We start from the raw sequence: 24,850 nt of genomic DNA, 5'->3' as shown, positions 1-24,850 counted from the left end.
CTTTACCTTTGCTGCGTGGCAGGATAAGTCAGCGATGGCTGATTTAATCCAACATATAATCTTTAGGCATCGCAATCCGCGCCACCCCAGAATCCACCGCCGCTTTCGCCACTGCCCGTGCTACGCGTGGCAGTAAACGAGGATCCATCGGTTTTGGAATAATGTAATCAATACCAAAACTGAGCTTATCCACTCCAGCGGCGACCAGCACTTCAGCCGGCACTGGCTCTTTGGCCAGTTGACGAATCGCATCGACGGCGGCCAATTTCATCTGTACGTTAATTTCACTGGCGCGCACATCTAATGCGCCACGGAAAATAAACGGGAAGCAGAGTACGTTGTTGACTTGATTGGGATAGTCACTGCGTCCGGTACCCATGATCATATCATTGCGCACTTGATGCGCGATCTCGGGTTTGATTTCCGGATCGGGGTTTGAACAGGCAAACACCACTGGTTTGTCGGCCATCAGTTTTAGCGCTTCAGCTGGTAGCAGGTTCGGGCCCGATACGCCTAAGAAGAGATCAGCACCAGCAATCACATCTTCCAGAGTTCGTTTGTCGGTATTATTGGCAAACAGCGCTTTATATTGATTGAGATCGTCCCGTCGAGTGTGGATCACCCCTTTGCGATCCAGCATGTAGATTTTTTCACGCATTGCCCCGCACTTGATCAGTAGCTCCATACAAGCCACGGCTGCCGCTCCGGCACCCAAGCAAACAATGATACACTCTTTCAATTGCTTACCTTGCAGCTCTAACGCGTTGAGCATACCGGCGGCGGTGACAATCGCAGTACCGTGCTGATCATCGTGAAAGACGGGCACATCACAGCGCTCAATGAGGCGGCGTTCAATATCAAAGCAATCTGGTGCTTTGATATCTTCTAAGTTGATGCCACCGAAAGTGTCGGCAATGTTGGCCACCGTGTCGACAAATTCGTCGATAGTGCGGTGTTTGACTTGGATATCAATCGAATCTAACCCAGCAAAGCGTTTAAATAGCAGCGCTTTGCCTTCCATCACCGGTTTAGAGGCCATCGGCCCTAAATTGCCTAAGCCTAAAATTGCTGTACCGTTTGAGATCACGGCCACCGTGTTGCCTTTGGCCGTATATTTGTAGATATTTTCAACATTTTGCGCAATTTCACGTACCGGCTCGGCCACTCCAGGGCTGTAAGCCAGCGCGAGATCGTCGGCGGAGTCAGCCGGTTTGGTGAGCGCAATGCCAATTTTACCTGCTGTAGGGTAAGCGTGGTAATTGAGCGCGCGTTGGCGAAACAGTTGTTCAGGCGTTGCAGTGAGGTGATGGTCATCGGACATAGGGCTGTTCTCTTATTTTATGGAAAAGATCACAATAGGTAAGGCAGAGATTATAACTTACGAGATTGTAACCTGCCTCGGTTGGATACCAAGCACAGCGTACAAAAAAAGTCACGATCTTGCTGATAAGACTGAGCAAAATGTGAATCACGGAGAAAAAATCGCCAATCGGTTGGATGTTGTTGTGGCTTATCAGTCGCAATGGGGATGGTAGAACGAGAGTTAGTGATGAAAAAAGGACGCCGTAGCGTCCTTTTTAAAATCGTGCGTAAGCAGTGATTACTTCTTCGCAGACAGTGCGCCGAAACGCTTGTTGAAGCGCTCAACACGACCACCGGTGTCAACGATACGTTGCTTACCAGTGTAGAATGGGTGGCACTTGTCACATACGTCTAAGTGCATAGATTCTTTGGTCAGCGTAGAGTTGAAAACGAAAGAATTGCCGCAAGAGCAAGTTGCGTTTACTGCTTTGTATTCTGGGTGGATACCAGCTTTCATGGGATAACCTCAATTTAGGCCGTGTCGCCATCCGCATCATGATCGGCGGACACCACACGTAGTGTTAAAAATAACCAGTTTGCATATCCAGAGAGGTTAACCCTCTAGGATGCCGTAAGGCGCGATATAGTAATGAATCTCGCAGTTAGGATCAACCGCTCTCGCTGATTATTTCGCCAAAAGGCTGGGTCGAATTTTTGCCAAGCTTCCAGTAGACTGTGATCCGTTTGATTTTTCGCTGTTTTGGACCCCAATGCGCCCAACCATTGCCCGAGTTTGTCTGCCTGTTCCGTTAGATAAATCTTTTGATTATCTGATCCCAGCCCATCTGTTTCCGATACTGGGTGGACGGGTGCAAGTGCCTTTTGGGCGGCAAACCTTAGTCGGTATTGTCCAATCGCTGACGCATCAGTCGGATTTTCCGATCGAGCAGCTCAAATCACTGCAAGCGGTATTGGATGTTGCACCGGTGTGGCCACCAAAGCTGCAAACCTTGCTGGATTGGTGCAGCCAGTTTTACCATTATCCGTTGGGTGAAACTTACGCCAATGCGTTACCCGGCGCGTTGCGTAAGGGCAAGGCAGCACAATTGACCAGCCATAAAGAGTGGCGTTTGACGGCGCAAGGTCAACAGCAACTGATGCAAGGCGTAAAACGAAGTGCGGTTAAGCAAGCGCAACTGCTGCATCTGTTGCAGCATGGTGCTTTATCTCACCAAGCCTTGCTGGATCAAGAGGTGAGTAGCACAACCCTTAAGACCTTAGTTGAAAAAGGCTGGATCGAGTGTGAGGAGCGTCAGCCGATCGTACGCCCTTGGCCACCAGAGCTGGAATCTCAAGTGGAGAAACCCAAGCTCAATCAAGAGCAGGCGATTGCGATTGCCGCGGTCAATAGCTTGCAAGGTTTTGGCTGCTTTTTGCTGGAAGGGGTGACCGGCTCTGGTAAAACTGAGGTGTATCTTAATTTGATCACGCCAGTGCTGGCGCGCGGTGAGCAAGCCTTGGTGTTGGTGCCGGAAATCGGTTTAACCCCACAAACCATCAACCGTTTTCGCCAGCGCTTTAATGTGCCGGTCGAAGTAATGCACTCGGCGCTGAATGATAGCGAACGCCTCAACGCTTGGTTGGCGGCGCGCGATAAAGTGGCTGGGATCGTGATTGGTACTCGCTCGGCATTACTGACCCCGTTCGCCAAATTGGGCATTATTATTGTTGATGAAGAGCATGATGGCTCTTACAAGCAGCAAGATAGTTTGCGCTATCACGCACGCGACGTGGCGGTGATGCGCGCTCATCTTGAGCAGATCCCGATTGTATTGGGTTCGGCAACTCCCGCCTTAGAAACATTGCACAATGCACTGAGTGGCAAATATCATCACCTGCAACTGACCCAGCGGGCAGGCAATGCGCTGCCAACCCGCAATCATGTGTTGGATGTTAAAGGCTTATATTTGGAAAGCGGCTTGTCTGCGCCATTAATTGCCCAAATGCGCCAACATCTGAGCGTGGGCAATCAAGTGATGCTGTTTTTAAATCGGCGTGGTTTCTCGCCCGCCTTGATGTGTCACGAGTGTGGTTGGATCGCCGAATGTCAGCGCTGCGATGCGTATTACACCTACCATCAACACAGTGATGAAGTGCGCTGCCACCATTGTGGATCGCAGCGGCCAGTCATCCATCAATGCCAAGGTTGTGGCTCAACTCAGCTGGTCACGGTTGGCGTCGGCACTGAGCAGTTGGAAGCGCAACTACAGCACTTATTCCCTGAATATCGCGCGATACGCATTGATCGTGATAGCACTCGGCGTAAAGGCAGCTTAGAAGCGGCATTGAGCGCGATCCGTGCTGGTGAATATCAAATTTTGATTGGTACCCAGATGCTAGCCAAAGGTCACCATTTTCCTGATGTGACCTTAGTGGCACTGCTTGATGTCGATGGTTCACTGTACAGCAGTGATTTTCGCGCCGCTGAGCGTTTAGCACAGTTATTGATTCAAGTTGCCGGAAGGGCGGGGCGCGCCAGCAAACCGGGTGAGGTGGTGCTGCAGACTCATCACCCAGAGCACAGTTTGTTGCAAGCGCTGCTGCATAAGGATTATCACCATTTTGCGTTAACCGCTTTGCAAGAACGTAAGCTGGCGCAATTACCGCCTTATGCTTATCTCTGTTTATTTCGAGCAGAGGCGAATCAAGCGGCACAAGTTGAAGATTTTCTACGGCAAGTTCGAGAAACTTTGCGCTGCAACCCTTGGTTTGATGAGGGGTGTATGTTGCTCGGGCCAACTCCCGCGCCACTGGCTAAACGAGCCGGTAAGTTCCGCTGGCAACTGTTGCTGCAAACCCCTAATCGTGCGCTGATGCAGAAAATTTTGCACAGTGCTCGCCCGGCCGTGCAGCAATTACCGTTGGCCAATAAAGTGCGCTGGTCGATTGATCTTGATCCACAAGATTTGAGCTAGGCGAAAATAGCCCGATTGGGGATAAATATTGTTAATTTTGTCAGCAAATTAATGCTTATTGTCGTGATGCATATCACGCCATCGATGCAAAAAATGTTAATCCAGCCGTAACTTTCTGTTCTGAATTGCTTAGACTATCGGTAAAATCCACCAGTGAATCGTTTTCGTATGGCAAAAATGACTGATTTTGCTGCTATCGAGGGCGCGGCACATTTTGTGTCGCCAGATTGTTGCACACTAGAGTGAGATAACACTCAACCCATCCCTCCGGCTGTAAACGGTGTGATGTAACCCCCCTTAATTCAACTTAATCAAAGAGGTGTAAAACAAATGGCGACAATGAAGGATGTTGCCCAGCTTGCCGGAGTGTCGACCGCCACCGTATCGCGTGCGTTGATGAATCCTGAAAAAGTCTCATCTTCGACGCGTAAGCGAGTGGAAGAGGCGGTGCTGGAAGCGGGTTATTCACCAAATTCTTTAGCGCGTAATCTGCGTCGTAACGAGTCAAAAACCATCGTGGCGATCGTGCCTGATATCTGTGATCCCTATTTTTCAGAGATTATTCGCGGCATTGAAGATGCGGCGATGGAGCAAGGGTATCTGGTGTTATTGGGTGATAGTGGTCAACAGAAGCGTCGGGAAAGCTCGTTTGTCAATTTGGTATTGACCAAACAAGCGGATGGCATGGTGCTACTGGGGACCGATCTGCCGTTTGATGTCAGCAAACCAGAGCAGAAAAACCTGCCGCCAATGGTGATGGCGTGTGAATTTGCCCCAGAACTTGAGTTGCCAACCGTGCATATTGATAACCTCACCTCAGCCTTTGAAGCGGTGAACTATTTAACTCAGCTTGGACACAAACGCATTGCACAAATTTCAGGCCCGCCTCACGCGGTGCTGTGTCAATTTCGTCAGCAAGGTTATCAACAGGCATTGCGCCGCGCTGGTATCCCGATGATGCCCAATTACAGCACGTTTGGCGATTTCACGTTTGAAGCAGGGGTTAAAGCGGTGCGTCAATTACTGGCATTGCCAGAGCAGCCGACCGCGATTTTCTGTCACAACGACACCATGGCGATTGGTGCGATGCAAGAAGCGAAACGCTTAGGTTGGCGGGTACCACAAGATTTGTCGGTGGTCGGTTTTGACGATATTCAATTTTCGCAATATTGCGACCCACCCCTGACCACGATTTCTCAACCGCGTTATGAAATTGGTCGTCAAGCGATGTTGATGATGCTGGAACTGTTGCGTGGCCATGATGTGCGCGCGGGTTCTCGTTTATTGGAAACTAAGCTGGTGGTGCGTGAGAGTGCGGCTCCGCCCAATAAAAAATAGCGATTAAGGCAAATGAAGTAGTAATGTAGCTAGATGCTGACTAAGCGGCAGTAACGAATAGAGGTTGGCACTCCATCATCAGTTGTTATGGTATAAGGCTATTATCTGGTCGCGTTCTACATTAACATGTCGATAAATTTATGAATTTTGAACGATAAAGTGGCTAATCGAGATTATGTAAGAGGTGGTCGGAGTACCAAAAAACCGATCCGTAAAAAAGCAGCCCCACGCCGTAAACCTTGGCGTAGTGGTTTGGTGGCGTTAGTGCTGGTGGTGGGATTTGGTTATGGGTTGTATCTACTCAATAACGATCCGCAGCCTCAGGTCAAAGCACCAGTTGTGACCCCTCAACCTGCCGCAAGCAGTAAGCCAGCATCCAGCAACCAAGCCAATGCGAGCAAAAACTTACCGCCGCCCCCGACCGAAAAGTGGGATTATGTCGATTCACTGCCGAATCGCGAGATTGAAGTGGTGGCTAAGCAGCAGCAAGTCTCTAATGTGCCGTACGTAATGCAGTGCGGTGCGTATAAAACTGCCGAGCAAGCGGAGACGCGTAAACTGGATATCGCTTTTCAAGGCATCAGTAGCCAAATTCGTAAAAAAGCCGACAGCAGTTGGTATCGAGTGGTATTAGGGCCTTATAAATTTAAACGTGATGCCGAGCGAGATAAGCACAAATTACAGCGCGCCAAAATTGAGCCGTGTGCGATTTGGGCTGAAGCGCAGTAACCCAGTCATCTCCCCTTGCCAAAAGCCTGATGTTGATCAGGCTTTTTTATTGGCGGTGGGTCAACTTTTGTTCAGCCGCTTGAAATTCCCCCTCACTAGCCACATATAGCCACTAATTGTCATGTGAACATAAAGAGGCCGCTTGTGACTACTATCGTATCCGTGCGTCGAAATAATAAAGTTGTCATCGCTGGTGACGGGCAGGTATCGCTAGGCAATACCGTGATGAAAGGCAATGCGCGTAAGGTTCGCCGCCTTTACCACAACAAAGTGCTAGCGGGATTTGCCGGTGGAACCGCCGATGCTTTTACCCTGTTTGAACGTTTTGAAAGCAAGTTACAGATGCACCAAGGCCATCTGACCAAAGCTGCGGTCGAGCTGGCCAAAGATTGGCGTAGCGATCGCGCATTACGCCGTTTAGAAGCGATTTTAGCGGTCGCCGATGAAACCGCATCGCTGATCATTACCGGTAATGGTGATGTGGTGCAGCCTGAGCACGATTTGATTGCGATTGGCTCTGGTGGTAACTATGCGCAAGCGGCGGCGATTGCCCTATTAGAAAACACGGAGTTGGATGCGCGCACCATCGCCGAAAAGGCGCTCAATATCGCCGGTGACATCTGTGTGTTTACCAATCATCATCACACCATTGAAGAACTCGACGCGACCTCGCCAATGTTGCCAGACGGTCAAGCGCCGCAAGATAGCGCCCAATAAGCTGAGTGAAGGATTTGAATTATGTCTGAAATGACTCCCCGCGAAATAGTCAGCGAGCTGAATCGCCACATTATCGGTCAAGATCAAGCGAAGCGTGCCGTGGCGATTGCGCTGCGTAACCGCTGGCGTCGTATGCAGCTTGAAGAGAGCTTGCGCGCTGAAGTTACTCCGAAAAATATTCTGATGATCGGCCCAACTGGGGTGGGTAAAACCGAAATTGCTCGCCGCTTGGCTAAACTGGCCAATGCACCATTTATCAAAGTGGAAGCGACCAAATTTACCGAAGTGGGTTATGTGGGTAAGGAAGTGGAATCGATTATCCGCGATCTGACCGATGTAGCGGTGAAATTGACGCATCAACAAGCGATGGAAAAAGTAAAATTCCGCGCCGAAGAGCAGGCGGAAGAGCGCGTATTAGATGCGTTGTTGCCGCCAGCGCGTGATGCGTGGGGACAAGCGGAGCAGAAAGAAGATAACTCCAGCACTCGCCAAGTCTTTCGTAAAAAGCTGCGTGAAGGGCAACTGAACGACAAAGAGATTGAGATCAACGTCGCGGTACCACAAATGGGGGTTGAGATCATGGCGCCTCCAGGTATGGAGGAGATGACCAATCAGCTGCAGGGTTTGTTCCAAAATCTGGCGGGTGATACCAAGAAAAAGCGCAAAATGAAGATCAAAGAAGCGTTGAAAGCCTTGGTCGAGGAAGAAGCGGCTAAGTTGGTCAATCCAGAAGAGCTGAAAGAGCAGGCTATTTTTAACGTAGAAAACCACGGCATCGTGTTTATTGATGAGATCGACAAAATTTGTAAACGTGGTGAAGTGTCAGGTCCAGACGTATCGCGTGAAGGGGTACAGCGCGATCTGTTGCCTTTAATTGAAGGCAGTACCGTATCGACCAAGCATGGCATGGTGCGTACTGATCACATTCTGTTTATTACCTCTGGCGCTTTCCAAGTGGCTAAGCCATCCGATTTGATCCCAGAGCTGCAAGGTCGCTTACCGATTCGGGTCGAACTTGAAGCGCTATCGAGTGACGATTTCAGACGTATTCTGACCGAGCCGAAAGCTTCGCTCACTGAGCAATATGTTGCGCTGATGAAGACCGAGCAAGTTGATGTTCAGTTTAGCCCAGATGGCATCAAACAGATTGCCGATGCGGCTTGGCGAGTCAATGAGACGACCGAAAATATCGGTGCGCGTCGTCTGCATACCGTGCTTGAACGTTTGATGGATGAGATCTCGTTTGATGCTACGGAAAAATCTGGCCAGAGTTTGGTGATTGATGCCAGCTATGTGAAAGCGCGTCTCGGAGCGCTAGTGGAAGATGAAGATTTGAGTCGCTTCATTCTGTAACGCTCAATGGCCCATCGCATTGCGGTGGGCTTTTTCATCTCGGTGATTTGCGGGTATACTCAGCCCATGTTGATCGTAGTCTCATTATCATGAATAACTCTGTGCAAATTTGGTTGGATGCCGCGCGTCCAAAAACCTTGCCGCTGGCACTGATCTCAATTCTAACCGGTAGCGCATTAGCTTTTTCGGCTGGACATTTCGATGGGTTGATCGGGCTGTTAGCACTGCTCACCGCCACCTTGCTGCAAATTTTATCGAACTTAGCCAATGATTATGGTGATGCGGTACAAGGCACCGATAATCATGCTCGGCTCGGGCCGATGCGCGCGATTCAATCCGGTGCGGTCAGCTTGCGTGATATGCAGCGCGCGATGGTGATTAATGTACTGTTGACCATTTTCTCTGGGTTGGCTCTAGTGCTGTATGCCTTCGATAATGTGCAGAATATTGTGATCTTTATTGGCCTTGGCGTGCTGGCTATTTTGGCTGCGATTGCCTATACCGTGGGTCAGCGGCCTTATGGCTATGTTGGACTTGGCGATTTATCAGTCTTTCTGTTTTTTGGTCTGCTGGGCGTTTCTGGGAGCTTTTTCTTGCACACTGGGGTGGTTGAGTGGAGCTTACTGCTGCCATCACTGGGCTGCGGTTTACTGGCGGTGGCGGTGCTCAATATCAACAATATGCGCGATATCGAAAACGATGCGCGGTGCGGTAAGCGTACCGTCGCGGTGCGTTTAGGCCAAGTGCGAGCTAAGCACTACCATTTTGCGTTGTTGTTTGGTGCGGTGGCGGCATTTGCTGGTTATTTAGTGCTACAAGACAAACCCCTGTGGATCAGTTTGCCATTTTTACTCTGTTTATCATTAGTGACGCGCCATGGTCGTGAGGTATGGTTTACCGAACAGCCAGCCCAAATTGCACCGATGATGCCCGTGATTGTCAAAACCTCGGTGATCACCAACCTTTTGTTTGTCGGAGTGATCATTGCCCAAACTCTGAGCAGTTAATTTGCACTCTGGCATTGCAATGACCCTATCACTCTATATACTCGTTGGAAGACTTTCGCTAAGAGAACCAAGCTATGGAATACAATACTTCTGCGCTATGTGATATCTATCTCGACCAAGTCGATGTCGTAGAGCCAATGTTCAGTAATTTTGGTGGCAGTGCTTCTTTTGCCGGTCAAATCACCACGATTAAATGCTACGAAGATAGTGGCTTGATCCGTGAAACACTGGAGCAAGATGGGCTAGGGCGTATTTTGCTGATCGATGGTGGTGGTTCGCTGCGTCGTGCATTGATTGATGCCGAACTGGCAGCCTTAGCGGAAGAAAATGAGTGGGAAGGCATTGTGGTGTATGGCAGTGTTCGCGAAGTGGATGAGCTGGAAGAGATGAATATTGGCATCCAAGCCATCGCCGCTATTCCTGTTGGAGCCAACGCACAAGGGATCGGCGAAGTGGATATTCCAGTCAACTTTGGCGGGGTCACTTTCCTACCGGAAGATTATCTGTATGCTGACAATACTGGCATCATCATCTCACAACAACCACTCAGCACCGATTTAGGCGAAGAGGATGATGAGCTGGTGTAACTCACGCTCAAGGTCTGTTTAAGCTGAATGTGAGTTGGAATCTAGCCGCCGTTTTTGCTGAGCATTTTTCAGTTAAACGTTGTGAAGAGTACCATTGTTGATGTTCATCACGCGAGCCGATGTATTGCACATCGGCTTTGTTTTTTGTGGTTTTGCTTTTTCTTGTTTGGTTTTGGTCTCTTGATCAGATGATCTTGTCTTGCGTCGGTGCGGCAAGGCTACTGGCAAGTCGATATTGACTGCGTAGGGTTACTGCATGGCGATAAGCCAACCCCCCTCCCAAGATATTGCCCAGCGCAATACCGATAAAAAGCCCTTCAGTGTGATAGTAAAAGCTGCCAAGCCAAGCTGCTGGCAGGGTAAAAACAAACAACCGCATAAAGCTCCATTGAAATGCCTGTAAGGGTTGATGCAATGCGTTGAGCGCGGAAATCAACATCATCACTACGCCTTGAAAACCGTAGCTGATTGGTACCACCAGCAGATAATGCCATAGCAGATCGCGCACAGCAGGCTCTTGAGAAAATAGCGCGGCTAGCGGAACGCTGAGCGGCACCATCATGATAAACACCATCAACTGAAACAGCAGCGCGAAGCGCAGGCTAATAAACAGCCCAGCAAAGCTACGGGCTGGATTTTTTGCGCCGAAATTTTGCGCCATAAAGGGGGTTAACGCCGAGGTGAGTGACATCAACACCAAGATTAATATCGATTCAATTCGTAGCGCAGCACCATAGGCCGCCACCGCGCTGGTGCCGTGGCTTGACAGCATCATCATCAGCAGTGCTCCTGCCAGCGGATTCATTGCCGTCGATAGGGTTGCCGGGGTTCCAATCTTGAGGATCTGGCGCCAGTCGTGAGCAAGTTGTGGCCATGAGGGCATCGCCAACAATTTATCACGTTTGATCAATAAATAGAGTGAGCCTAACAAAGCGCCAAGCCAAGACAAAGCACTGGCAATCGCAGCGCCTTGTATGCCCAGCTCGGGGAATGGGCCATAGCCAAAAATCAGCAGTGGATCGAGCACACCGTTAATTGCACCAGCCAGTAGCATAATTTTCGCCGGAGTTTTGGTATCGCCCGTTGCGCGGATCACGCTGTTGCCGGCCATCGGTAGCACAAGCAGCGGAATGGTGAGATACCACACCTGCATATATTGAGCGATCAGCGGCAGCAGATCACGACTGGCTCCCAGCAGTAAAAACAGCGGGTTGAGCGTCAGTAAGCCCAGTGTGCTGGCGCAAATGACCAGCAGTAAGGCGAGCAGCAATCCATGGCTGGCAACTCGGGAGGCCAATTGGCTGTCACCTTGGCCGAGTAAGCGGCCGATAAGGGTGGCCAAGCCAACCCCAATGCCCATCGTGATACAGTTGACAGCAAAGGTGACTGGGAAGGTGTAGCTGATTGCTGCCAAAGCTTGAGTGCCGAGCAGGGAGATAAAAAAAGTGTCGACCAAGTTAAACATCAAGACCGCCACTAAGCCAAACACCAGCGGCACCGTCATTTGCCGTAAAACGTGAGCAATCGGAGCGGAAAGCAGACCGTATTTATCTTGCATAGCATCGACGCGCTAGGGGAACAGGTGGTTAGCATACCTGAAGTTAAAAACCGCGCCTAGCGCAGGGGAAATGGGTAGGTGACTTGAAGCACCCCAAAATTAAACAGAGAGCGTTGAAAAACAACAAGGCCAGCAAGCGCTGGCCTTGAAGCATGACGAGCTAAGCGATTGATTACGCTTTTTTCGCTTCTGCTGCAGCCTTAGCGATCGCGGCAAAGCCTTTCGCATCCAGCGCTGCACCGCCAACTAGAGCACCATCGATGTCTGGTTGTGCGAAGTAAGCGGCTGCGTTTTCAGGTTTTACGCTACCGCCGTATTGAATGATTACTTGCTCAGCCACGGCTGCATCTTTCGCCGCGATCAGAGCGCGGATTGATGCGTGGATGCGTTGTGCATCATCAGCGGTCGCTGCTTTACCAGTACCGATAGCCCAGATTGGTTCGTAAGCGATGATCGCACCGTTCAGCGCTTCCACGCCACACGCATCGATCACGGCATTGATCTGGCGAGCACATACTGCTTCAGTTTCGCCCGCTTCGTTTTGTGCTTCGGTTTCACCGATACAGAACACTGGCGTCAGACCATTTTCTTTCAGGAACGCAAATTTTTGCGCAACGAATTGGTCAGACTCTTGGTGGTAATCACGACGCTCAGAGTGGCCGATAATGATGTGTGAAGCACCGAAATCTTTCAGCATCGCTGGCGACATATCACCAGTGTAAGCACCGTTGTTATGAGTATCCGTGTTTTGTGCACCCAAGATCAGTTTATTACCGCCTTGTTTGATCAGGCGCTCAGCCAGATCCAAGTACATCGCTGGTGGCGCAACGGCAACATCTACACCTACCACACCTTCAAGTTCTGCATTCAAGCCGTTTAACAGGTCAGTGACCATAGCTTTGCTGCCATTCAGTTTCCAGTTACCCATCACTACAGGACGACGCATAGCAATATCTCCATATCTCATCAATGTAAAAAATAAACTCGCAGGACTATAGCAGAATAAATTCGCCAGATCATGACTCGCATCATGACTTTCTGGGATCAAATCCGCTTGCAGATTGAGGAAAGCAGTGATCTGAGTGACAGATTGTCGTTGATCAACTCGGTTTTTGGGCTTGAACTTGTTATTACTAGGCCGAGCCTGACAAGCTGAGCATTTTTCACCACCGTAACTAAGGAGCCGCCAATGCCGAATTTGGTCATGGAGTATTCAAGTTCAGTCGATGAACGGATCAATGTGCAAGGATTGCTGGAGGATTTACATCAAGCCGCGATCCATTCCGGGTTATTTAACACTGCGGCGGTAAAATCACGCGCCGTGCGCTGCCATCATTGGTTAATCGGCGATGAAGGGGATAGTGTTGATTTTATTCATCTTAGTTTTGAGCTACTCAGCGGACGCAGCGTGCAGCAAAAACGTGCTTTAGCCGATGATCTGATGGCTATTTTGCAAGATAAAGCTAGTAATATCCGAAGTTTAACCATCAATCTCCGCGAAATGGATGCGGACTGTTTTCAAAAAGTGATCAATCAATAAGATCATTGAGGTAAAAATCATGTCGTTACAAACTATGTCTTTACAAACCATGTCGTTACAAACACTGTTATTCTCTTTTCAAGGCCGAGTCGGGCGTCGGACCTATTGGCTGTGGAATGTATGCTACTACGCGATGATCGCTCTGTTTGCCGTGCTGGCCAATCAATGGTTGCCCAATATTGCCCACTTAATTTTGCCAGTTTTTTTATTACTGGTATTAGTACCGGATTTAGCGATTACCGCTAAGCGTTGGCATGATCGTGATAAATCGAGTTGGTGGCTGTTACTTAACCTACCGTTGGTGATTGGACGTATGACCATCCCGACTGGCGAGTTAGCGATCAATGCTGAACCTGGTATGCCTGGAACGCTGATTTCACTGGCCGCCCTGTTGTGCGGCGCTTGGATTTTGGTTGAGTGTGGTTTTTTGGCAGGATCGGAGCACGAGAATCGATTTGGCAGTGTGGCTAGTTAGTGCTGGCCATTATCACGCGCAGATGTTGTCGGAAACGCAATCAGTTGGGCGCAACGCTCTTGATGTAAGTCCCCCTCAAGCGCATCTCTAAATTTTGCCATCTGCGTGCACAATTCACGCATCAATAGCACATTGATATGGTCGGGATTTTTCCCGCGACTGATCATGCGATCGATGTGACTCTGTTGTGCCCATAATCTTTGTTGCATCACCCGCGAAGCAGACAAAATCATCTCTTCGCACAGCTCTTTTTTGACCTGTTCAAAAGCATCAGGATGATTTTTGGCGAGTGCCACCAGCTCATCAAAAGGCGGCAATGTATGGCGAGCTGATAGTGGCTGTTGTGGTGAGCGGGACATAAGTCGCTCCTTACTAGGCTAAGCAGAGCTTTCTGCAACACTAACAGCGTAAGCAATTTTTAACGGGCTGGGCGCCACAAATGGCAATTGTCTTATAAATGAGATGTAAGGGAAGAACCTTTAGCGTAGCCGGATCCAATAACTGCAGCGCCGTTGGCCGGCGACAATATGCTCTTGACGGTCGATTTGATAAGCCTCACCCAGTAGGCGACGAAATACATTCAACTCGGATTGGCAGAGGTTTGGGCAGCGAGTGGCGGCTTTGCAAATCGGACAGTGATTTTCAATCAACACAAATCCATCTGCAACCGGCTGTAATTCGGCCATGTAGCCTTCTTGTTCGCGCAGAGCAACCAGCGCTGCAAGTTTATCGGCTAACTCATGATAGTCGGCTAAGGCGCTGTGATAGGCTGCGAAAGTTTGCGCTTCACGCTGCTGCGCGACTTTAGCCACTCCTTGTGTCCCGAAAAGATGCTCAACGGCATCAAGCACCTGAATCGTCAGTTCGCCATGCCGATCGGCAAATTGGTAGTGTCCTTTAGCGGTCAAACGCCAGTGACGAGTGGGGCGACCCACCTTGACTTTTACATCATCAAAGCACAGCACTCCAGCTTGCTCTAAGCTTTGCAGATGTTGGCGTGCGCCCATGGTGGTCATATCGAGATCGGCGGCTAATTGTTTGGCGGTGACGCTGCCTTCACGTTTAATGGTGTGCAAAATGCGCTCAACCGTTTTCATCGTTTTTATCCTTGTCGTTAACCGGATCTGGCTATCTCTGCTTAGTCGCTGTGTTTAGGCGTCGCGCGTATTATGGAATGCTTATTATCTAAAGCAAACCATTTACTATTTGTCGGCGGTTTAAGCTGCCGTTTTGCCGCCAGCATTGGTGGTATTTGAGTGCTGTTTGATGGGCTCGAGCTTGGTGGCGTGCAGAGCAAGCCAAGCTAACCATTAACGCCAGTTTTGGTGAATTACCGTACAAAAACGTTAATTTAATCACGTTTTTTTATGCTTTGCCCCTTGGGATATTAAGCAAGCTACCCCACATAAGTGACATATGCTGATGATCAGCGTTTTATCAACCATACGGAAAATTAAATCAGGAGAGACGACCGATGAATATTCGTCCATTACATGACCGAGTGATCGTTGAACGCCAAGAAGTTGAATCAAAATCTGCTGGTGGGATTGTTCTAACTGGTTCTGCGGCGGAAAAATCAACTCGCGGTAAAGTGTTGGCTGTTGGTAAAGGCCGCGTTCTGGAGAACGGTTCAGTACAAGCTTTAGATGTGAAAGTTGGCGATACCGTAATTTTTGCAGAAGGCTATGCTACGAAAACTGAGAAGATCGATGGCAAAGAAGTCTTGATCTTGTCTGAACATGACATTTTGGCAATCGTTGAATAATTGATTCTGAATCCCAACCAAAATCAACAACTGAATTTAGAAAGGAAATGAAAAATGGCTGCTAAAGACGTACGTTTTGGTAATGACGCTCGTGTAAAAATGCTGGAAGGCGTAAATATTCTGGCTGATGCGGTAAAAGTCACCTTAGGCCCTAAAGGCCGTAATGTGGTGCTAGACAAATCTTTTGGTGCCCCTGTTATTACTAAAGACGGGGTATCGGTTGCGCGTGAAATTGAACTGGAAGATAAATTCCAGAACATGGGCGCACAGATGGTTAAAGAAGTCGCTTCACAAGCGAATGACGCGGCGGGAGACGGAACCACAACGGCGACGGTGCTGGCTCAATCGATTGTCAATGAAGGCCTTAAAGCGGTTGCTGCGGGTATGAACCCAATGGATCTTAAGCGCGGCATCGACAAAGCGGTGATTGCTGCGGTTGAAGAGCTGAAAGCACTGTCAGTGACTTGTGCAGATACTAAAGCGATTGCTCAAGTGGGTACTATTTCGGCTAACTCAGACACTAGCGTTGGCAACATCATTGCGGAAGCGATGGAAAAAGTGGGCCGCGATGGCGTGATCACGGTTGAAGAAGGCCAAGGTCTGCAAGATGAGCTGGATGTGGTAGAAGGCATGCAGTTTGACCGTGGTTACCTGTCACCTTACTTCATCAACAATCAAGAAGCGGGCAGCGTAGAGCTAGACAGTCCATTTATCCTGTTGGTGGATAAGAAAATTTCTAACATCCGTGAACTGTTACCGGCTCTGGAAGGGGTTGCCAAAGCATCGCGTCCACTGCTGATCGTGGCGGAAGATGTTGAAGGCGAAGCGTTGGCTACCTTGGTCGTGAACAACATGCGTGGCATCGTGAAAGTTGCGGCAGTTAAAGCGCCTGGTTTTGGTGATCGTCGTAAAGCGATGCTGCAAGATATCGCGATTTTGACTGGCGGTGTGGTGATCTCAGAAGAGATTGGCCTAGAGCTGGAAAAAGTGACTTTGGAAGATTTGGGCCAAGCGAAGCGTGTCTCGATCACCAAAGAAAACTCAACCATCATTGATGGTGCTGGCGATCAAGCGGCGATCCAAAGTCGTGTTGCGCAGATCCGTCAACAAATCGAAGAAGCGACTTCTGACTACGACAAAGAGAAACTGCAAGAGCGTGTGGCTAAATTGGCTGGCGGCGTAGCGGTGATCAAAGTTGGCGCAGCGACTGAAGTGGAAATGAAAGAGAAGAAAGATCGCGTTGAAGATGCGCTGCACGCGACTCGCGCCGCGGTAGAAGAAGGTGTGGTTGCAGGTGGCGGTGTGGCACTGATCCGTGCCGCATCGAAGCTGACTGATCTGCAAGGTGACAACGAAGAGCAAAATGTCGGGATCCGTGTTGCACTACGTGCAATGGAAGCCCCACTGCGCCAAATCGTGAAAAACGCTGGTGACGAAGAGTCAGTGGTGGCCAACAATGTCCGTGCTGGCGAAGGTAACTACGGTTACAACGCGGCGACGGGTGTATATGGCGATATGATTGAAATGGGTATTTTGGATCCAACCAAAGTGACTCGTTCAGCGCTGCAATTCGCGGCCTCGGTTGCCGGTTTGATGATCACTACCGAAGCGATGATTACCGAACTGCCGAAGAAAGATACCCCTGCAATGCCTGATATGGGCGGCATGGGTGGCATGGGAATGATGTAATCCCTGATCTTACTCGTTGATAAACCGGAGCTTAGTCTCCGGTTTTTTATCGCGACAGCCCACTCAGCGAAGCGGATCCGCTCAATTGATCGAAAAAAGACGCGAGGGTAGTGCATCGCTGGAACCGAAAAACTGAGAGAGTGTGCACAAATTCTCGCCGCACTTGTGGCTAAGATTGCTGAGTTTTTCCGTATTTATTTTGATTTAGAGGTTATTTTTATGAACAAGCCGTTTGCTTTGATGGCTCTGACTGCTGCGCTGGCCGCTCCTGCTACATTGGCAGCGACGCCGGTGATGTTTTCTTCGATCAATAATTTCAACACGCCTGATGCCAACCAAGTGGCAGGTCTACGCGTTTCAGCGTTGCATGGTAAAGTGGTGGAAGTGAAAGGGGTGGATTTTTCCATTCTTGGTCTGTCGGAAACCAACAAAACCACTGGTGTAAACTTTGGCTTCTTGTTTGGTGCCAGCAAAGTTAACCAAGAGATGACTGGCGCATCGCTCGGTCTGCTTAACTGGAACACGGGCCATACTTACGGTGCTAACCTCGGTTTGGTGAACTTGACCAATGATGTGCATGGGGCAAACTTGAGCTTTGTGAACTACTCACAAGGTAATACTTTGGTTGATCTCGGTGCGGCTAATTTCTCAAGTACTTCGACAGTACAGTTTGGCCTGTTCAACAAAACCGACAAAATTGAAGGGGTGCAGATTGGCTTGATCAACTGTGCTGATAACGGTTTCTTCAAGTGCTTCCCCATCATTAACTTTGCTAAGTAATGGGGTAAATTTCCTTCCGATTTGAAACGGCAGCGTTGCTTAGGTAACGCTGTTTTTCATTCAAGCTGCAAGTCGAGCGGGGTTTTACTTGGCCTGCCACCTACTTCACGGGTGAGTTTGGGCACTAGATAGCCAGAAACCTGTTCGATCAAACCGGCCATAATCTTTCGCGCTTCATCATCACTGACGTAAAAGTGTGCCGCGCCTTGTACTTTATCCAGTACATGCAAGTAATACGGCAAAATACCTGCATCAAACAAGGCTTCACTGAGCGCGACTTGCGTCTCAACCGTGTCATTCACCGCTTTAAGTAGCACACTTTGGTTCAGTAACGTTACATTCACCGCACGTAAGCGAGCCAGTTGTTGGGTGAGCTCGAGATTGATTTCATTGGCGTGATTGATGTGAGTCACCAACAGAACTTGCAAGCGAGTTTGCGCCAATAGCGCTACCAATTGATCGGTGATGCGGGCTGGGATCACCACTGGTAAGCGCGAGTGAATGCGCAGCCGCTTGATATGAGGAATGGCCGCGATGCGTTCGATTAGCCAGGCCAACTCTTGATCTTTGGCCATCAAAGGATCGCCACCAGACAAAATTACTTCATTGAGCTCACCATGCTCGGCAATGTAGTTAAGGCTGTGCTGCCAAATTTTTTTATTACCTTGGTGATCTTGATATGGAAAATGGCGACGGAAGCAGTAGCGACAGTTGATGGCGCAGCCACCTTTAACAATCAATAAGCAGCGATTTTGGTACTTGTGCAGCAAGCCGGGAAGCGTGTTATTTTGCTCATCCAGTGGATCATGGGAATAGCCGTGATGGATCTCAAATTCTGCACTCAGCGGTAAAACCTGCCGTAACAGTGGATCGGCCGGATTGCCTTTTTGCATACGCGCGACAAAACTTTGTGGTACGCGCTGCGCAAACAGTTGGCGCGCCGCCAATCCGGCTTGCCATGGTGTTGGATCTATCTCCAGTTGCTGCAGCAGTTGCAGCGGATCGGAGATCGCGTTTGCCAATTGTTGCAGCCAGTTTTGCTCAACAGAAACGACTTTTCGGGTTATGATGTGCGGCATTGATTTTAACTCGAAGATAGTAAGAGGAAAAAATGGCTACTGTTAGCACGAATGAGTTTAAAGGCGGTCTCAAAATTATGCTTGATAACGAGCCTTGTGTCATTCTCGAAAACGAGTATGTAAAACCAGGTAAAGGTCAGGCATTCAACCGCGTGAGAATCCGTAAGCTGCTTACTGGTAAAGTTTTGGAAAAAACATTCAAATCGGGTGATACCGCTGAAGTGGCTGATGTTATCGATATCGATCTGGATTACCTGTACAACGATGGCGAATTCTACCACTTTATGAATAACACCACCTTCGAACAGTTGGCTGCGGATGTTAAAGCCGTGGGCGATAATGCGAAATGGTTGGTAGAAAACAATACCTGTATGTTAACACTGTGGAATGGTAACCCAATCGCAGTGACGCCACCGAACTTCGTTGAGTTAGAAGTGACCGAAACCGATCCAGGTGTGAAAGGTGATACGCAAGGTACAGGTGGTAAACCAGCGACGCTCTCTACTGGTGCGGTAGTTCGTGTACCTCTATTCGTTCAGATTGGCGAAGTGATCAAAGTTGACACGCGTTCAGCAGAATACGTTGGCCGTGTGAAGTAATAGATTACGCCCCAACCATTAAGCCAACCGTAAGGTTGGTTTTTTTATGGGCTGTGTTTGCTGTACGTAGTGGATCATCGGGCTGGCGGCGCTTCATGCTACAGCCGATAAAAAAGCGGACCTCAATTGAGGTCCGCTAATAGATTGGTGATCACCGAGGGTTAGATCATAAAGATAAACACAACCGCCAAGATAGTGATAAGGCTGGCAAAGCCGTAGCAAGCGATTTTACCCGCCACACCAGTGTGGAATTTCAGATCATGCATTCCGTGATGAACACGGTGCATAGCATGCCACATTGGCAGCGCTAAGGTACCGATAATGAATAGTGCACCAATAATGCTAGTGGCGAAACTAGTGACACGCTCATAGCTCAGAGCTTCTGCATCCAACACACCGAGTGGTGCTAGGATTGCTAGTACCAGAATCGTGATTGGGGTGATCATGGCAAACCAAGTGCCACCTGCACCAAACAGGCCCCACCATACTGGTTCGTCTGAACGTTTTGGGTTGGTATTAATCACAATAAGCTCCTTACACCACAATAAGCACGATCAATGAGATAAACGCCACGGCGGCCCACTGTGCTAACACAATGATTTTTTTATCAACTAGTTTGCCACCTAAACGAATAGGTACCACTTGTGGCATCATGCTAAAGAAGGTTTGCGCATGAAACAAGCTGGCGACTAATGCTACGATGTTGATTGCAATGACAATTGGATTGGCCATGAAATCTAACCATGCTTGCCAAGCTTCTGGGCCTTTAACCAGCGATCCTAAACCAAAGGTTAGGAACAAGGTAAATAGGATCAGTGGTAGGATGGTCGCTTCACGTACCATATAGAAGCGGTAGAAAGGATGATCTTTCCACCAAGTCCGCTTCATTTCACGCACATAAGGTTTACGGTTACTCATCCTTAAGCCTCCACTTTCTTCGGTGAACCGTCTGGGTTCAACATTGCAATCACGAAGTCTAATGATGACTCCACTTTACCTTGGTTAACTGCAGATGCTGGATCAACGTGTTTTGGACACACTTCTGAGCAGTAACCCACAAAAGTACAGCCCCAAGCTCCGTTATCACCGTTGATAAGCTTCATACGCTCAGCTTTACCGTTGTCACGGCTGTCGAGGTTGTAGCGATGTGCCAGAGTCAGTGCCGCAGGGCCTAAAAACTCAGGATTGAGACCGAATTGCGGACAAGCTGCGTAACACAAACCACAGTTGATACAACCAGCGAACTGTTTGTACTTCGCCATTTGCTCTGGTGTTTGCAGGTTGGTACCATCTTCTGGCTTACGGTCATTGCCGATGATGTAAGGTTTGATCGCTTCAAGACGCTCGATAAACGGCGTCATATCGACGATCAGATCTTTTTCAATCGGGAAGTTGGCCAGAGGCTCAATTTTCACACCTTCTGGGTAGTCGCGTAAGAAGCTCTTACACGCCAGTTTTGGCACGCCGTTGACCATGATGCCACACGATCCACAGATCGCCATGCGGCATGACCAGCGGTAAGAAAGATCTTTATCGAGATGATCTTTCACATAGCCAATCGCATCGAGTACTGACATGGTTTCATCAAACGGTACTTCGAAACGTTGCATGTTGGGTTCTGCGTCTGTTGCTGGGTCGTAGCGCAGAATGTCCACTTTTTGAATACGTTGTGCTGACATTATTTTTGCTCCTCTACGCTTTTTCAGCGGCTGCCGCTTCTGCCGCTGCTGCTTTTTCTGCCGCTTCACCATATAGACGCGCTTTTGGCTGCGACTTGGTGATTTTCACTGGGCTGTAATCAATCTTCGGTGTTTGACCGGCTTGATAGAATGCCAGTGAATGCTTGAGGAATTGCACGTCATCACGCTCAGTACAATTTTCGTCAAGACGTTGATGCGCACCACGCGACTCTTTACGCAGGATCGCTGAGTGAACCATCGCTTGTGCTACATCCAGACCATAACCGACTTCAATCGCGTACAGCAGGTCAGTGTTGAACACTTTGCCTTTGTCTTTGATGCTGATGCGCTTATAACGCTCTTGCAGCTCAGCCAGTTTGTCGATGGTTTGTTGCATCAGATCTTCTTGGCGGTAGATACCACAACCGGCTTCCATGGTGTGACCCATTTCGGTACGGATGGTCGCCCAGTTTTCATCGCCTTCTTGTTGCATCAGCGCTGCGATACGATCTTCCACCGCTTTAACTTGAGTCGCAATTGCAGCTTCGTTCCATCCTTTAAATTCAGCAGCGCGCTCGACGGCTTTTTCACCGGCTACGCGGCCAAAGACCACGAATTCGGCTAGCGAGTTAGAACCTAAACGGTTGGCACCGTGTAGACCCACTGAAGCACATTCACCGACGGCAAACAGGCCTTTAATACGCGTTTCACATTCACCATTGGTTTCAATACCACCCATGGTGTAGTGCACGGTTGGGCGAATTGGAATCGGCTCTTTGGCTGGATCAACGTTAACGTACGCTTTTGCCAGTTCACAGATAAATGGCAGACGTTCTTGCAGATATTCTTCGCCTAAGTGGCGTAGATCAAGCATCACCACATCACCAAGCGGGTGTTTGATGGTGTTGCCTTTTTGCTGCTCATGCCAGAAAGCTTGGGAAACTTTGTCACGCGGACCCAGTTCCATGTATTTATTCTTTGGCTGACCCACTGGGGTTTCTGGTCCCATACCGTAGTCTTGCAGGTAGCGGTAGCCGTTTTTGTTAACAATGATACCACCTTCACCACGACAACCTTCGGTCATCAGGATGCCGGTACCTGGCAGACCCGTTGGGTGATACTGCACAAATTCCATATCACGTAGTGGGATACCATGGCGATACGCCATTGCCATGCCGTCACCTGTTACGATGCCGCCATTGGTATTGCAGTGGTAAACGCGTCCTGCGCCGCCGGTAGCTAATACCACCGATTTGGCTTTGATCAGAACCAGTTCGCCTTCCGACATATGAATCGCGATCAAACCTTGGACTTGACCTTCATCCACCAATAAATCCACGACAAAGTACTCATCGAATCGTTTGATTTGTGGGTACTTCATTGAAGTTTGGAATAGGGTGTGTAGCATGTGGAAGCCGGTTTTATCGGCCGCAAACCAAGTGCGCTCAACTTTCATACCGCCAAAACGACGGACGTTGACTTCACCATTGTCTTTACGGCTCCAAGGACAACCCCATTGTTCCATTTGCACCATTTCGCGGGTTGCATTGGCAACAAAGTATTCAACAACATCCTGTTCACATAGCCAGTCACCACCGCCAACGGTATCGTTGAAGTGATTATCTAAACTATCTTCATCCTTGATAACTGCTGCGGAGCCCCCTTCGGCCGCGACGGTGTGAGAACGCATCGGGTAAACTTTAGAAATCAGTGCGACTTCTAAGTTAGGGTTTGCTTCAGCCGCTGCAATAGCAGTACGAAGACCAGCGCCGCCAGCGCCGATGACCGCGATATCTGTGGTGATAATTTGCACAGTTATCCTCCAGTGTGATTATTTTATTTATGGACTAAGTTAGGCCCAGTGCCTGGAATAGTGAGAGAGGATGCAAACGCGATTTCTTATCGTTTTCATCACGCTCTACCCCACCTATTAAGTGGTAGTGATAGTGTAAAATAGCTTGGCAATTTAAAAATTGATTCCGCTAGGTTTTTGCTGCGGAATTACCAACTTAAGTCCATTAATTGCATTGTATGTGACTGGTGTCACAATTGGGTTTGGATTTTGATTCTGAGCAAGTACAATTCGTGCTCTGTGTTGACTTACTAAGTGATGTTATGACCACTGCTGACTGGATGCCGAGTGCCTCGATCCGCCAATTAAAACAGCGTGCGGCTTTGCTGCGCCAGATCCGTAAATTTTTTGCCGAGCGTGACGTATTGGAAGTGGAAACGCCTGCCATGAGTCATGCGACGGTGACCGATGTTCACCTCCAGACGTTTCAAACCGAGTTTGTTGGGCCTGGTTATGCACAGGGCGGCCGGTTGCACTTGATGACTAGTCCTGAATTTCATATGAAACGTTTGTTGGCGGCAGGCAGTGGTTGTATCTACCAGCTTGGTAAGGCGTTTCGTAATGAAGAAAATGGTCGTTACCACAACCCAGAATTTACTATGCTGGAATGGTATCGCGTTGGTTTTGATCATCATGATTTAATGGATGAAATGGACGATTTACTGCGCTTAGTGTTAGGTGGTACAAGTGCCGAGCGGATCACTTATCAACAAGCGTTTTTAACGGTGCTGGGCGTGTGTCCACTCGCAGCAAGCATGGCGGATTTAAAGCGAGTGGCGGCAACGCTGGGTTTAAGTGATATCGCTGAGCCTGAGCAAGATCGTGACACTTTATTGCAACTGCTGTTTAGCATCGGTATTGAACCGAAAATTGGTCAAACTACGCCGATTTTTGTGTATGACTTTCCAGCCTCACAAGCAGCATTAGCTAAGATCAACCGGTTAGATGGGCGAGTGGCAGATCGCTTCGAGGTCTATTTTAAAGGTATTGAATTAGCCAATGGTTTTCATGAGTTGGATAATGCGCCTGAACAACTGGCTCGTTTTGAAGCGGATAACGTTAAGCGCGGTGAAATGGGCTTGCCCGCGCAGCCAATTGACTACCACTTAATTGCGGCATTAGAGGCGGGTTTGCCGACCTGTGCTGGCGTGGCATTGGGTATTGATCGCTTGATCATGTTGGCGTTAGATGAGGATCATATCGACAAGGTCACCGCCTTTCCATTTCCTCGCGCCTGATCCGTTTCTCAGTTTGCCACATTGGTCGCTGGTTTCACCCCAGTTTTAACGAGGTAAGCGCTCGCGTCTCGCTGCCAACCTCGTTATACTCCTCATCTGATTTGAACCCCATTGCAAGAGCACAGGATATGCAAGAGTACATTGAGTTTTTTCAGCAAAATATGATCCTTTCACTGGCTTGGATTGGTATTTTGGTGGCGTTAATCGCCAGCATTTATAAATCAGCCACCGCCGCTTACCAAGAAGTGACCGCGAGCCAAGCGACACACTTAATTAACCGTGAAAACGGCATTGTGCTGGATATCCGCAGTAAAGATGAGTTCAAACAAGGACACATTACCGATGCGCTGCACATTTTGCCCTCTGAGATTAAGTCTGGAAACTTGGCGGCACTTGAAAGCCATAAATCAAGCCCCATTATCGTGGTATGCAAAACCGGTCAGACCGCGCGTGAAAGCGCCCAACTGCTGACTCAGGCTGGCTTTGAGAAGGTCAATCTTCTTAAAAATGGCTTGATTGCTTGGAATGAAGCAAACCTGCCTTTGGTGCGTGGTAAACGCTAAATAGCAGGGCAAGAGATCAGGGCTG

The 24,850-nt window shown here is 49.0% G+C and carries 26 protein-coding genes; 15 read left to right on the top strand and 11 right to left on the bottom strand.

What is annotated here, in order from left to right; genetic code table 11:
* Positions 1–43: 43 nt before the first annotated feature.
* The gene (locus OOK74_RS10495) at positions 44–1,321 is read right to left on the bottom strand and encodes a malic enzyme-like NAD(P)-binding protein (RefSeq protein WP_278182759.1); all 1,278 of its coding nucleotides are present in this window, start codon (positions 1,319–1,321) and stop codon (positions 44–46) included.
* Between the two features lie 279 nt (positions 1,322–1,600).
* Positions 1,601–1,819, bottom strand: a complete 219-nt coding sequence (gene rpmE, locus OOK74_RS10490; RefSeq protein WP_166014149.1) for a 50S ribosomal protein L31 — start codon at positions 1,817–1,819, stop codon at positions 1,601–1,603.
* 253 nt (positions 1,820–2,072) lie between these two features.
* On the opposite strand from rpmE, the gene priA reads away from it, so the two are divergent.
* The 7 genes from priA (at position 2,073) to rraA (ending at position 10,008) form a co-directional block, all read left to right on the top strand.
* Positions 2,073–4,277, top strand: a complete 2,205-nt coding sequence (priA, locus tag OOK74_RS10485; RefSeq protein WP_278182758.1) for a primosomal protein N' — start codon at positions 2,073–2,075, stop codon at positions 4,275–4,277.
* A gap of 330 nt (positions 4,278–4,607) precedes the next feature.
* Entirely contained in the window at positions 4,608–5,615 is a 1,008-nt protein-coding gene (cytR, locus tag OOK74_RS10480; protein WP_274722577.1) for a DNA-binding transcriptional regulator CytR, read from the top strand.
* A gap of 159 nt (positions 5,616–5,774) precedes the next feature.
* Positions 5,775–6,344, top strand: coding sequence for a cell division protein FtsN (ftsN, locus tag OOK74_RS10475; RefSeq protein WP_274722578.1), 570 nt, complete (start codon positions 5,775–5,777; stop codon positions 6,342–6,344).
* A gap of 144 nt (positions 6,345–6,488) precedes the next feature.
* Positions 6,489–7,061, top strand: coding sequence for an ATP-dependent protease subunit HslV (gene hslV, locus OOK74_RS10470; RefSeq protein WP_274722579.1), 573 nt, complete (start codon positions 6,489–6,491; stop codon positions 7,059–7,061).
* A 21-nt stretch (positions 7,062–7,082) separates the two neighbouring features.
* Entirely contained in the window at positions 7,083–8,414 is a 1,332-nt protein-coding gene (gene hslU / locus OOK74_RS10465) for an ATP-dependent protease ATPase subunit HslU (RefSeq protein WP_278182757.1), read from the top strand.
* Positions 8,415–8,503: 89 nt separating this feature from the next.
* On the top strand, positions 8,504–9,421 hold the full coding sequence (locus OOK74_RS10460) for a 1,4-dihydroxy-2-naphthoate polyprenyltransferase (RefSeq protein WP_278182756.1): 918 nt from the start codon (positions 8,504–8,506) through the stop codon (positions 9,419–9,421).
* A gap of 74 nt (positions 9,422–9,495) precedes the next feature.
* On the top strand, positions 9,496–10,008 hold the full coding sequence (gene rraA / locus OOK74_RS10455) for a ribonuclease E activity regulator RraA (RefSeq protein ID WP_274722582.1): 513 nt from the start codon (positions 9,496–9,498) through the stop codon (positions 10,006–10,008).
* Between the two features lie 184 nt (positions 10,009–10,192).
* Here the strand turns inward: rraA and OOK74_RS10450 are convergent, their stop codons facing one another.
* Together OOK74_RS10450 and tpiA are read right to left on the bottom strand one after the other, a co-directional pair.
* The gene (locus OOK74_RS10450; RefSeq protein WP_278182755.1) at positions 10,193–11,566 is read right to left on the bottom strand and encodes an MATE family efflux transporter; all 1,374 of its coding nucleotides are present in this window, start codon (positions 11,564–11,566) and stop codon (positions 10,193–10,195) included.
* Between the two features lie 172 nt (positions 11,567–11,738).
* On the bottom strand, positions 11,739–12,512 hold the full coding sequence (gene tpiA, locus OOK74_RS10445) for a triose-phosphate isomerase (protein WP_166014203.1): 774 nt from the start codon (positions 12,510–12,512) through the stop codon (positions 11,739–11,741).
* Positions 12,513–12,755: 243 nt separating this feature from the next.
* Here tpiA and OOK74_RS10440 point away from each other — a divergent pair, with 243 nt between their 5' ends.
* Positions 12,756–13,106 (top strand): 5-carboxymethyl-2-hydroxymuconate Delta-isomerase, encoded by a 351-nt coding sequence (locus tag OOK74_RS10440; RefSeq protein ID WP_166014204.1) that lies wholly within the window; start codon positions 12,756–12,758, stop codon positions 13,104–13,106.
* 49 nt (positions 13,107–13,155) lie between these two features.
* Positions 13,156–13,581 carry a DUF805 domain-containing protein gene (locus OOK74_RS10435; protein ID WP_278183268.1) on the top strand — a complete coding sequence of 142 codons (426 nt, stop codon included), beginning with the start codon at positions 13,156–13,158 and terminating at the stop codon, positions 13,579–13,581.
* Here the strand turns inward: OOK74_RS10435 and OOK74_RS10430 are convergent.
* Complete coding sequence (locus tag OOK74_RS10430) at positions 13,578–13,940, bottom strand: DUF3135 domain-containing protein (RefSeq protein ID WP_277206547.1); 363 nt, start codon at positions 13,938–13,940, stop codon at positions 13,578–13,580. The two genes, OOK74_RS10435 and OOK74_RS10430, sit on opposite strands and share 4 nt — an antisense overlap.
* Positions 13,941–14,060: 120 nt before the next feature.
* A complete protein-coding gene (locus OOK74_RS10425; RefSeq protein ID WP_274722586.1) occupies positions 14,061–14,678 on the bottom strand; it encodes a helix-turn-helix transcriptional regulator in 618 nt (205 codons plus the stop codon).
* A 377-nt stretch (positions 14,679–15,055) separates the two neighbouring features.
* On the opposite strand from OOK74_RS10425, the gene OOK74_RS10420 reads away from it, so the two are divergent.
* The 3 genes from OOK74_RS10420 (at position 15,056) to OOK74_RS10410 (ending at position 17,815) form a co-directional block, all read left to right on the top strand.
* A complete protein-coding gene (locus OOK74_RS10420; RefSeq protein WP_166014207.1) occupies positions 15,056–15,346 on the top strand; it encodes a co-chaperone GroES in 291 nt (96 codons plus the stop codon).
* Between the two features lie 54 nt (positions 15,347–15,400).
* Positions 15,401–17,035 (top strand): chaperonin GroEL, encoded by a 1,635-nt coding sequence (gene groL, locus OOK74_RS10415; protein WP_274722587.1) that lies wholly within the window; start codon positions 15,401–15,403, stop codon positions 17,033–17,035.
* 219 nt (positions 17,036–17,254) lie between these two features.
* Positions 17,255–17,815, top strand: coding sequence for a VC2662 family protein (locus tag OOK74_RS10410; protein WP_278182754.1), 561 nt, complete (start codon positions 17,255–17,257; stop codon positions 17,813–17,815).
* Positions 17,816–17,871: 56 nt separating this feature from the next.
* On the opposite strand, the gene epmB is transcribed toward OOK74_RS10410, so the two are convergent.
* Positions 17,872–18,894 (bottom strand): EF-P beta-lysylation protein EpmB, encoded by a 1,023-nt coding sequence (gene epmB, locus OOK74_RS10405; RefSeq protein WP_278182753.1) that lies wholly within the window; start codon positions 18,892–18,894, stop codon positions 17,872–17,874.
* A gap of 32 nt (positions 18,895–18,926) precedes the next feature.
* On the opposite strand from epmB, the gene efp reads away from it, so the two are divergent.
* Positions 18,927–19,493, top strand: coding sequence for an elongation factor P (efp, locus tag OOK74_RS10400; RefSeq protein WP_166014211.1), 567 nt, complete (start codon positions 18,927–18,929; stop codon positions 19,491–19,493).
* Positions 19,494–19,654: 161 nt separating this feature from the next.
* Here the strand turns inward: efp and frdD are convergent, their stop codons facing one another.
* The 4 genes from frdD to frdA are packed head-to-tail and all read right to left on the bottom strand — an operon-like array spanning position 19,655 to position 22,985.
* The gene (gene frdD / locus OOK74_RS10395) at positions 19,655–20,017 is read right to left on the bottom strand and encodes a fumarate reductase subunit FrdD (RefSeq protein WP_274722589.1); all 363 of its coding nucleotides are present in this window, start codon (positions 20,015–20,017) and stop codon (positions 19,655–19,657) included.
* Between the two features lie 10 nt (positions 20,018–20,027).
* Positions 20,028–20,411, bottom strand: a complete 384-nt coding sequence (gene frdC / locus OOK74_RS10390; RefSeq protein WP_274722590.1) for a fumarate reductase subunit FrdC — start codon at positions 20,409–20,411, stop codon at positions 20,028–20,030.
* 2 nt (positions 20,412–20,413) lie between these two features.
* Complete coding sequence (locus OOK74_RS10385) at positions 20,414–21,172, bottom strand: succinate dehydrogenase/fumarate reductase iron-sulfur subunit (RefSeq protein WP_274722591.1); 759 nt, start codon at positions 21,170–21,172, stop codon at positions 20,414–20,416.
* Positions 21,173–21,185: 13 nt separating this feature from the next.
* Positions 21,186–22,985 (bottom strand): fumarate reductase (quinol) flavoprotein subunit, encoded by a 1,800-nt coding sequence (gene frdA / locus OOK74_RS10380; RefSeq protein WP_274722593.1) that lies wholly within the window; start codon positions 22,983–22,985, stop codon positions 21,186–21,188.
* A 302-nt stretch (positions 22,986–23,287) separates the two neighbouring features.
* On the opposite strand from frdA, the gene epmA reads away from it, so the two are divergent.
* Together epmA and OOK74_RS10370 are read left to right on the top strand one after the other, a co-directional pair.
* Positions 23,288–24,262, top strand: a complete 975-nt coding sequence (gene epmA, locus OOK74_RS10375) for an elongation factor P--(R)-beta-lysine ligase (RefSeq protein WP_278182752.1) — start codon at positions 23,288–23,290, stop codon at positions 24,260–24,262.
* Positions 24,263–24,390: 128 nt separating this feature from the next.
* The gene (locus OOK74_RS10370) at positions 24,391–24,825 is read left to right on the top strand and encodes a rhodanese-like domain-containing protein (protein ID WP_278182751.1); all 435 of its coding nucleotides are present in this window, start codon (positions 24,391–24,393) and stop codon (positions 24,823–24,825) included.
* The last annotated feature ends 25 nt before the right edge of the window (positions 24,826–24,850 follow it).

It is taken from the genome of Vibrio misgurnus, from assembly GCF_029635775.1.
GTDB classification, from domain to species: domain Bacteria; phylum Pseudomonadota; class Gammaproteobacteria; order Enterobacterales; family Vibrionaceae; genus Vibrio; species Vibrio chanodichtyis.
Note: the sequence above shows the minus strand (reverse complement) of the source record. Positions and strands in the feature narration are given on the sequence as shown.

Excerpts from the sequence above, each read along its gene's own strand:
- epmB (WP_278182753.1), bottom strand. The coding sequence starts at position 18,894 with ATGCCGCACATCATAACCCGAAAAGTCGTTTCTGTTGAGCAAAACTGG.
- OOK74_RS10430 (WP_277206547.1), bottom strand. The coding sequence starts at position 13,940 with ATGTCCCGCTCACCACAACAGCCACTATCAGCTCGCCATACATTGCCG.
- OOK74_RS10385 (WP_274722591.1), bottom strand. The coding sequence starts at position 21,172 with ATGTCAGCACAACGTATTCAAAAAGTGGACATTCTGCGCTACGACCCA.
- OOK74_RS10460 (WP_278182756.1), top strand. The coding sequence starts at position 8,504 with ATGAATAACTCTGTGCAAATTTGGTTGGATGCCGCGCGTCCAAAAACC.
- groL (WP_274722587.1), top strand. The coding sequence starts at position 15,401 with ATGGCTGCTAAAGACGTACGTTTTGGTAATGACGCTCGTGTAAAAATG.
- rraA (WP_274722582.1), top strand. The coding sequence starts at position 9,496 with ATGGAATACAATACTTCTGCGCTATGTGATATCTATCTCGACCAAGTC.
- priA (WP_278182758.1), top strand. The coding sequence starts at position 2,073 with ATGCGCCCAACCATTGCCCGAGTTTGTCTGCCTGTTCCGTTAGATAAA.
- OOK74_RS10495 (WP_278182759.1), bottom strand. The coding sequence starts at position 1,321 with ATGTCCGATGACCATCACCTCACTGCAACGCCTGAACAACTGTTTCGC.
- epmA (WP_278182752.1), top strand. The coding sequence starts at position 23,288 with ATGACCACTGCTGACTGGATGCCGAGTGCCTCGATCCGCCAATTAAAA.
- frdC (WP_274722590.1), bottom strand. The coding sequence starts at position 20,411 with ATGAGTAACCGTAAACCTTATGTGCGTGAAATGAAGCGGACTTGGTGG.
- tpiA (WP_166014203.1), bottom strand. The coding sequence starts at position 12,512 with ATGCGTCGTCCTGTAGTGATGGGTAACTGGAAACTGAATGGCAGCAAA.
- OOK74_RS10440 (WP_166014204.1), top strand. The coding sequence starts at position 12,756 with ATGCCGAATTTGGTCATGGAGTATTCAAGTTCAGTCGATGAACGGATC.
- hslU (WP_278182757.1), top strand. The coding sequence starts at position 7,083 with ATGTCTGAAATGACTCCCCGCGAAATAGTCAGCGAGCTGAATCGCCAC.
- OOK74_RS10450 (WP_278182755.1), bottom strand. The coding sequence starts at position 11,566 with ATGCAAGATAAATACGGTCTGCTTTCCGCTCCGATTGCTCACGTTTTA.
- OOK74_RS10420 (WP_166014207.1), top strand. The coding sequence starts at position 15,056 with ATGAATATTCGTCCATTACATGACCGAGTGATCGTTGAACGCCAAGAA.
- OOK74_RS10370 (WP_278182751.1), top strand. The coding sequence starts at position 24,391 with ATGCAAGAGTACATTGAGTTTTTTCAGCAAAATATGATCCTTTCACTG.
- rpmE (WP_166014149.1), bottom strand. The coding sequence starts at position 1,819 with ATGAAAGCTGGTATCCACCCAGAATACAAAGCAGTAAACGCAACTTGC.
- cytR (WP_274722577.1), top strand. The coding sequence starts at position 4,608 with ATGGCGACAATGAAGGATGTTGCCCAGCTTGCCGGAGTGTCGACCGCC.
- OOK74_RS10435 (WP_278183268.1), top strand. The coding sequence starts at position 13,156 with ATGTCGTTACAAACACTGTTATTCTCTTTTCAAGGCCGAGTCGGGCGT.
- OOK74_RS10410 (WP_278182754.1), top strand. The coding sequence starts at position 17,255 with ATGAACAAGCCGTTTGCTTTGATGGCTCTGACTGCTGCGCTGGCCGCT.
- OOK74_RS10425 (WP_274722586.1), bottom strand. The coding sequence starts at position 14,678 with ATGAAAACGGTTGAGCGCATTTTGCACACCATTAAACGTGAAGGCAGC.
- efp (WP_166014211.1), top strand. The coding sequence starts at position 18,927 with ATGGCTACTGTTAGCACGAATGAGTTTAAAGGCGGTCTCAAAATTATG.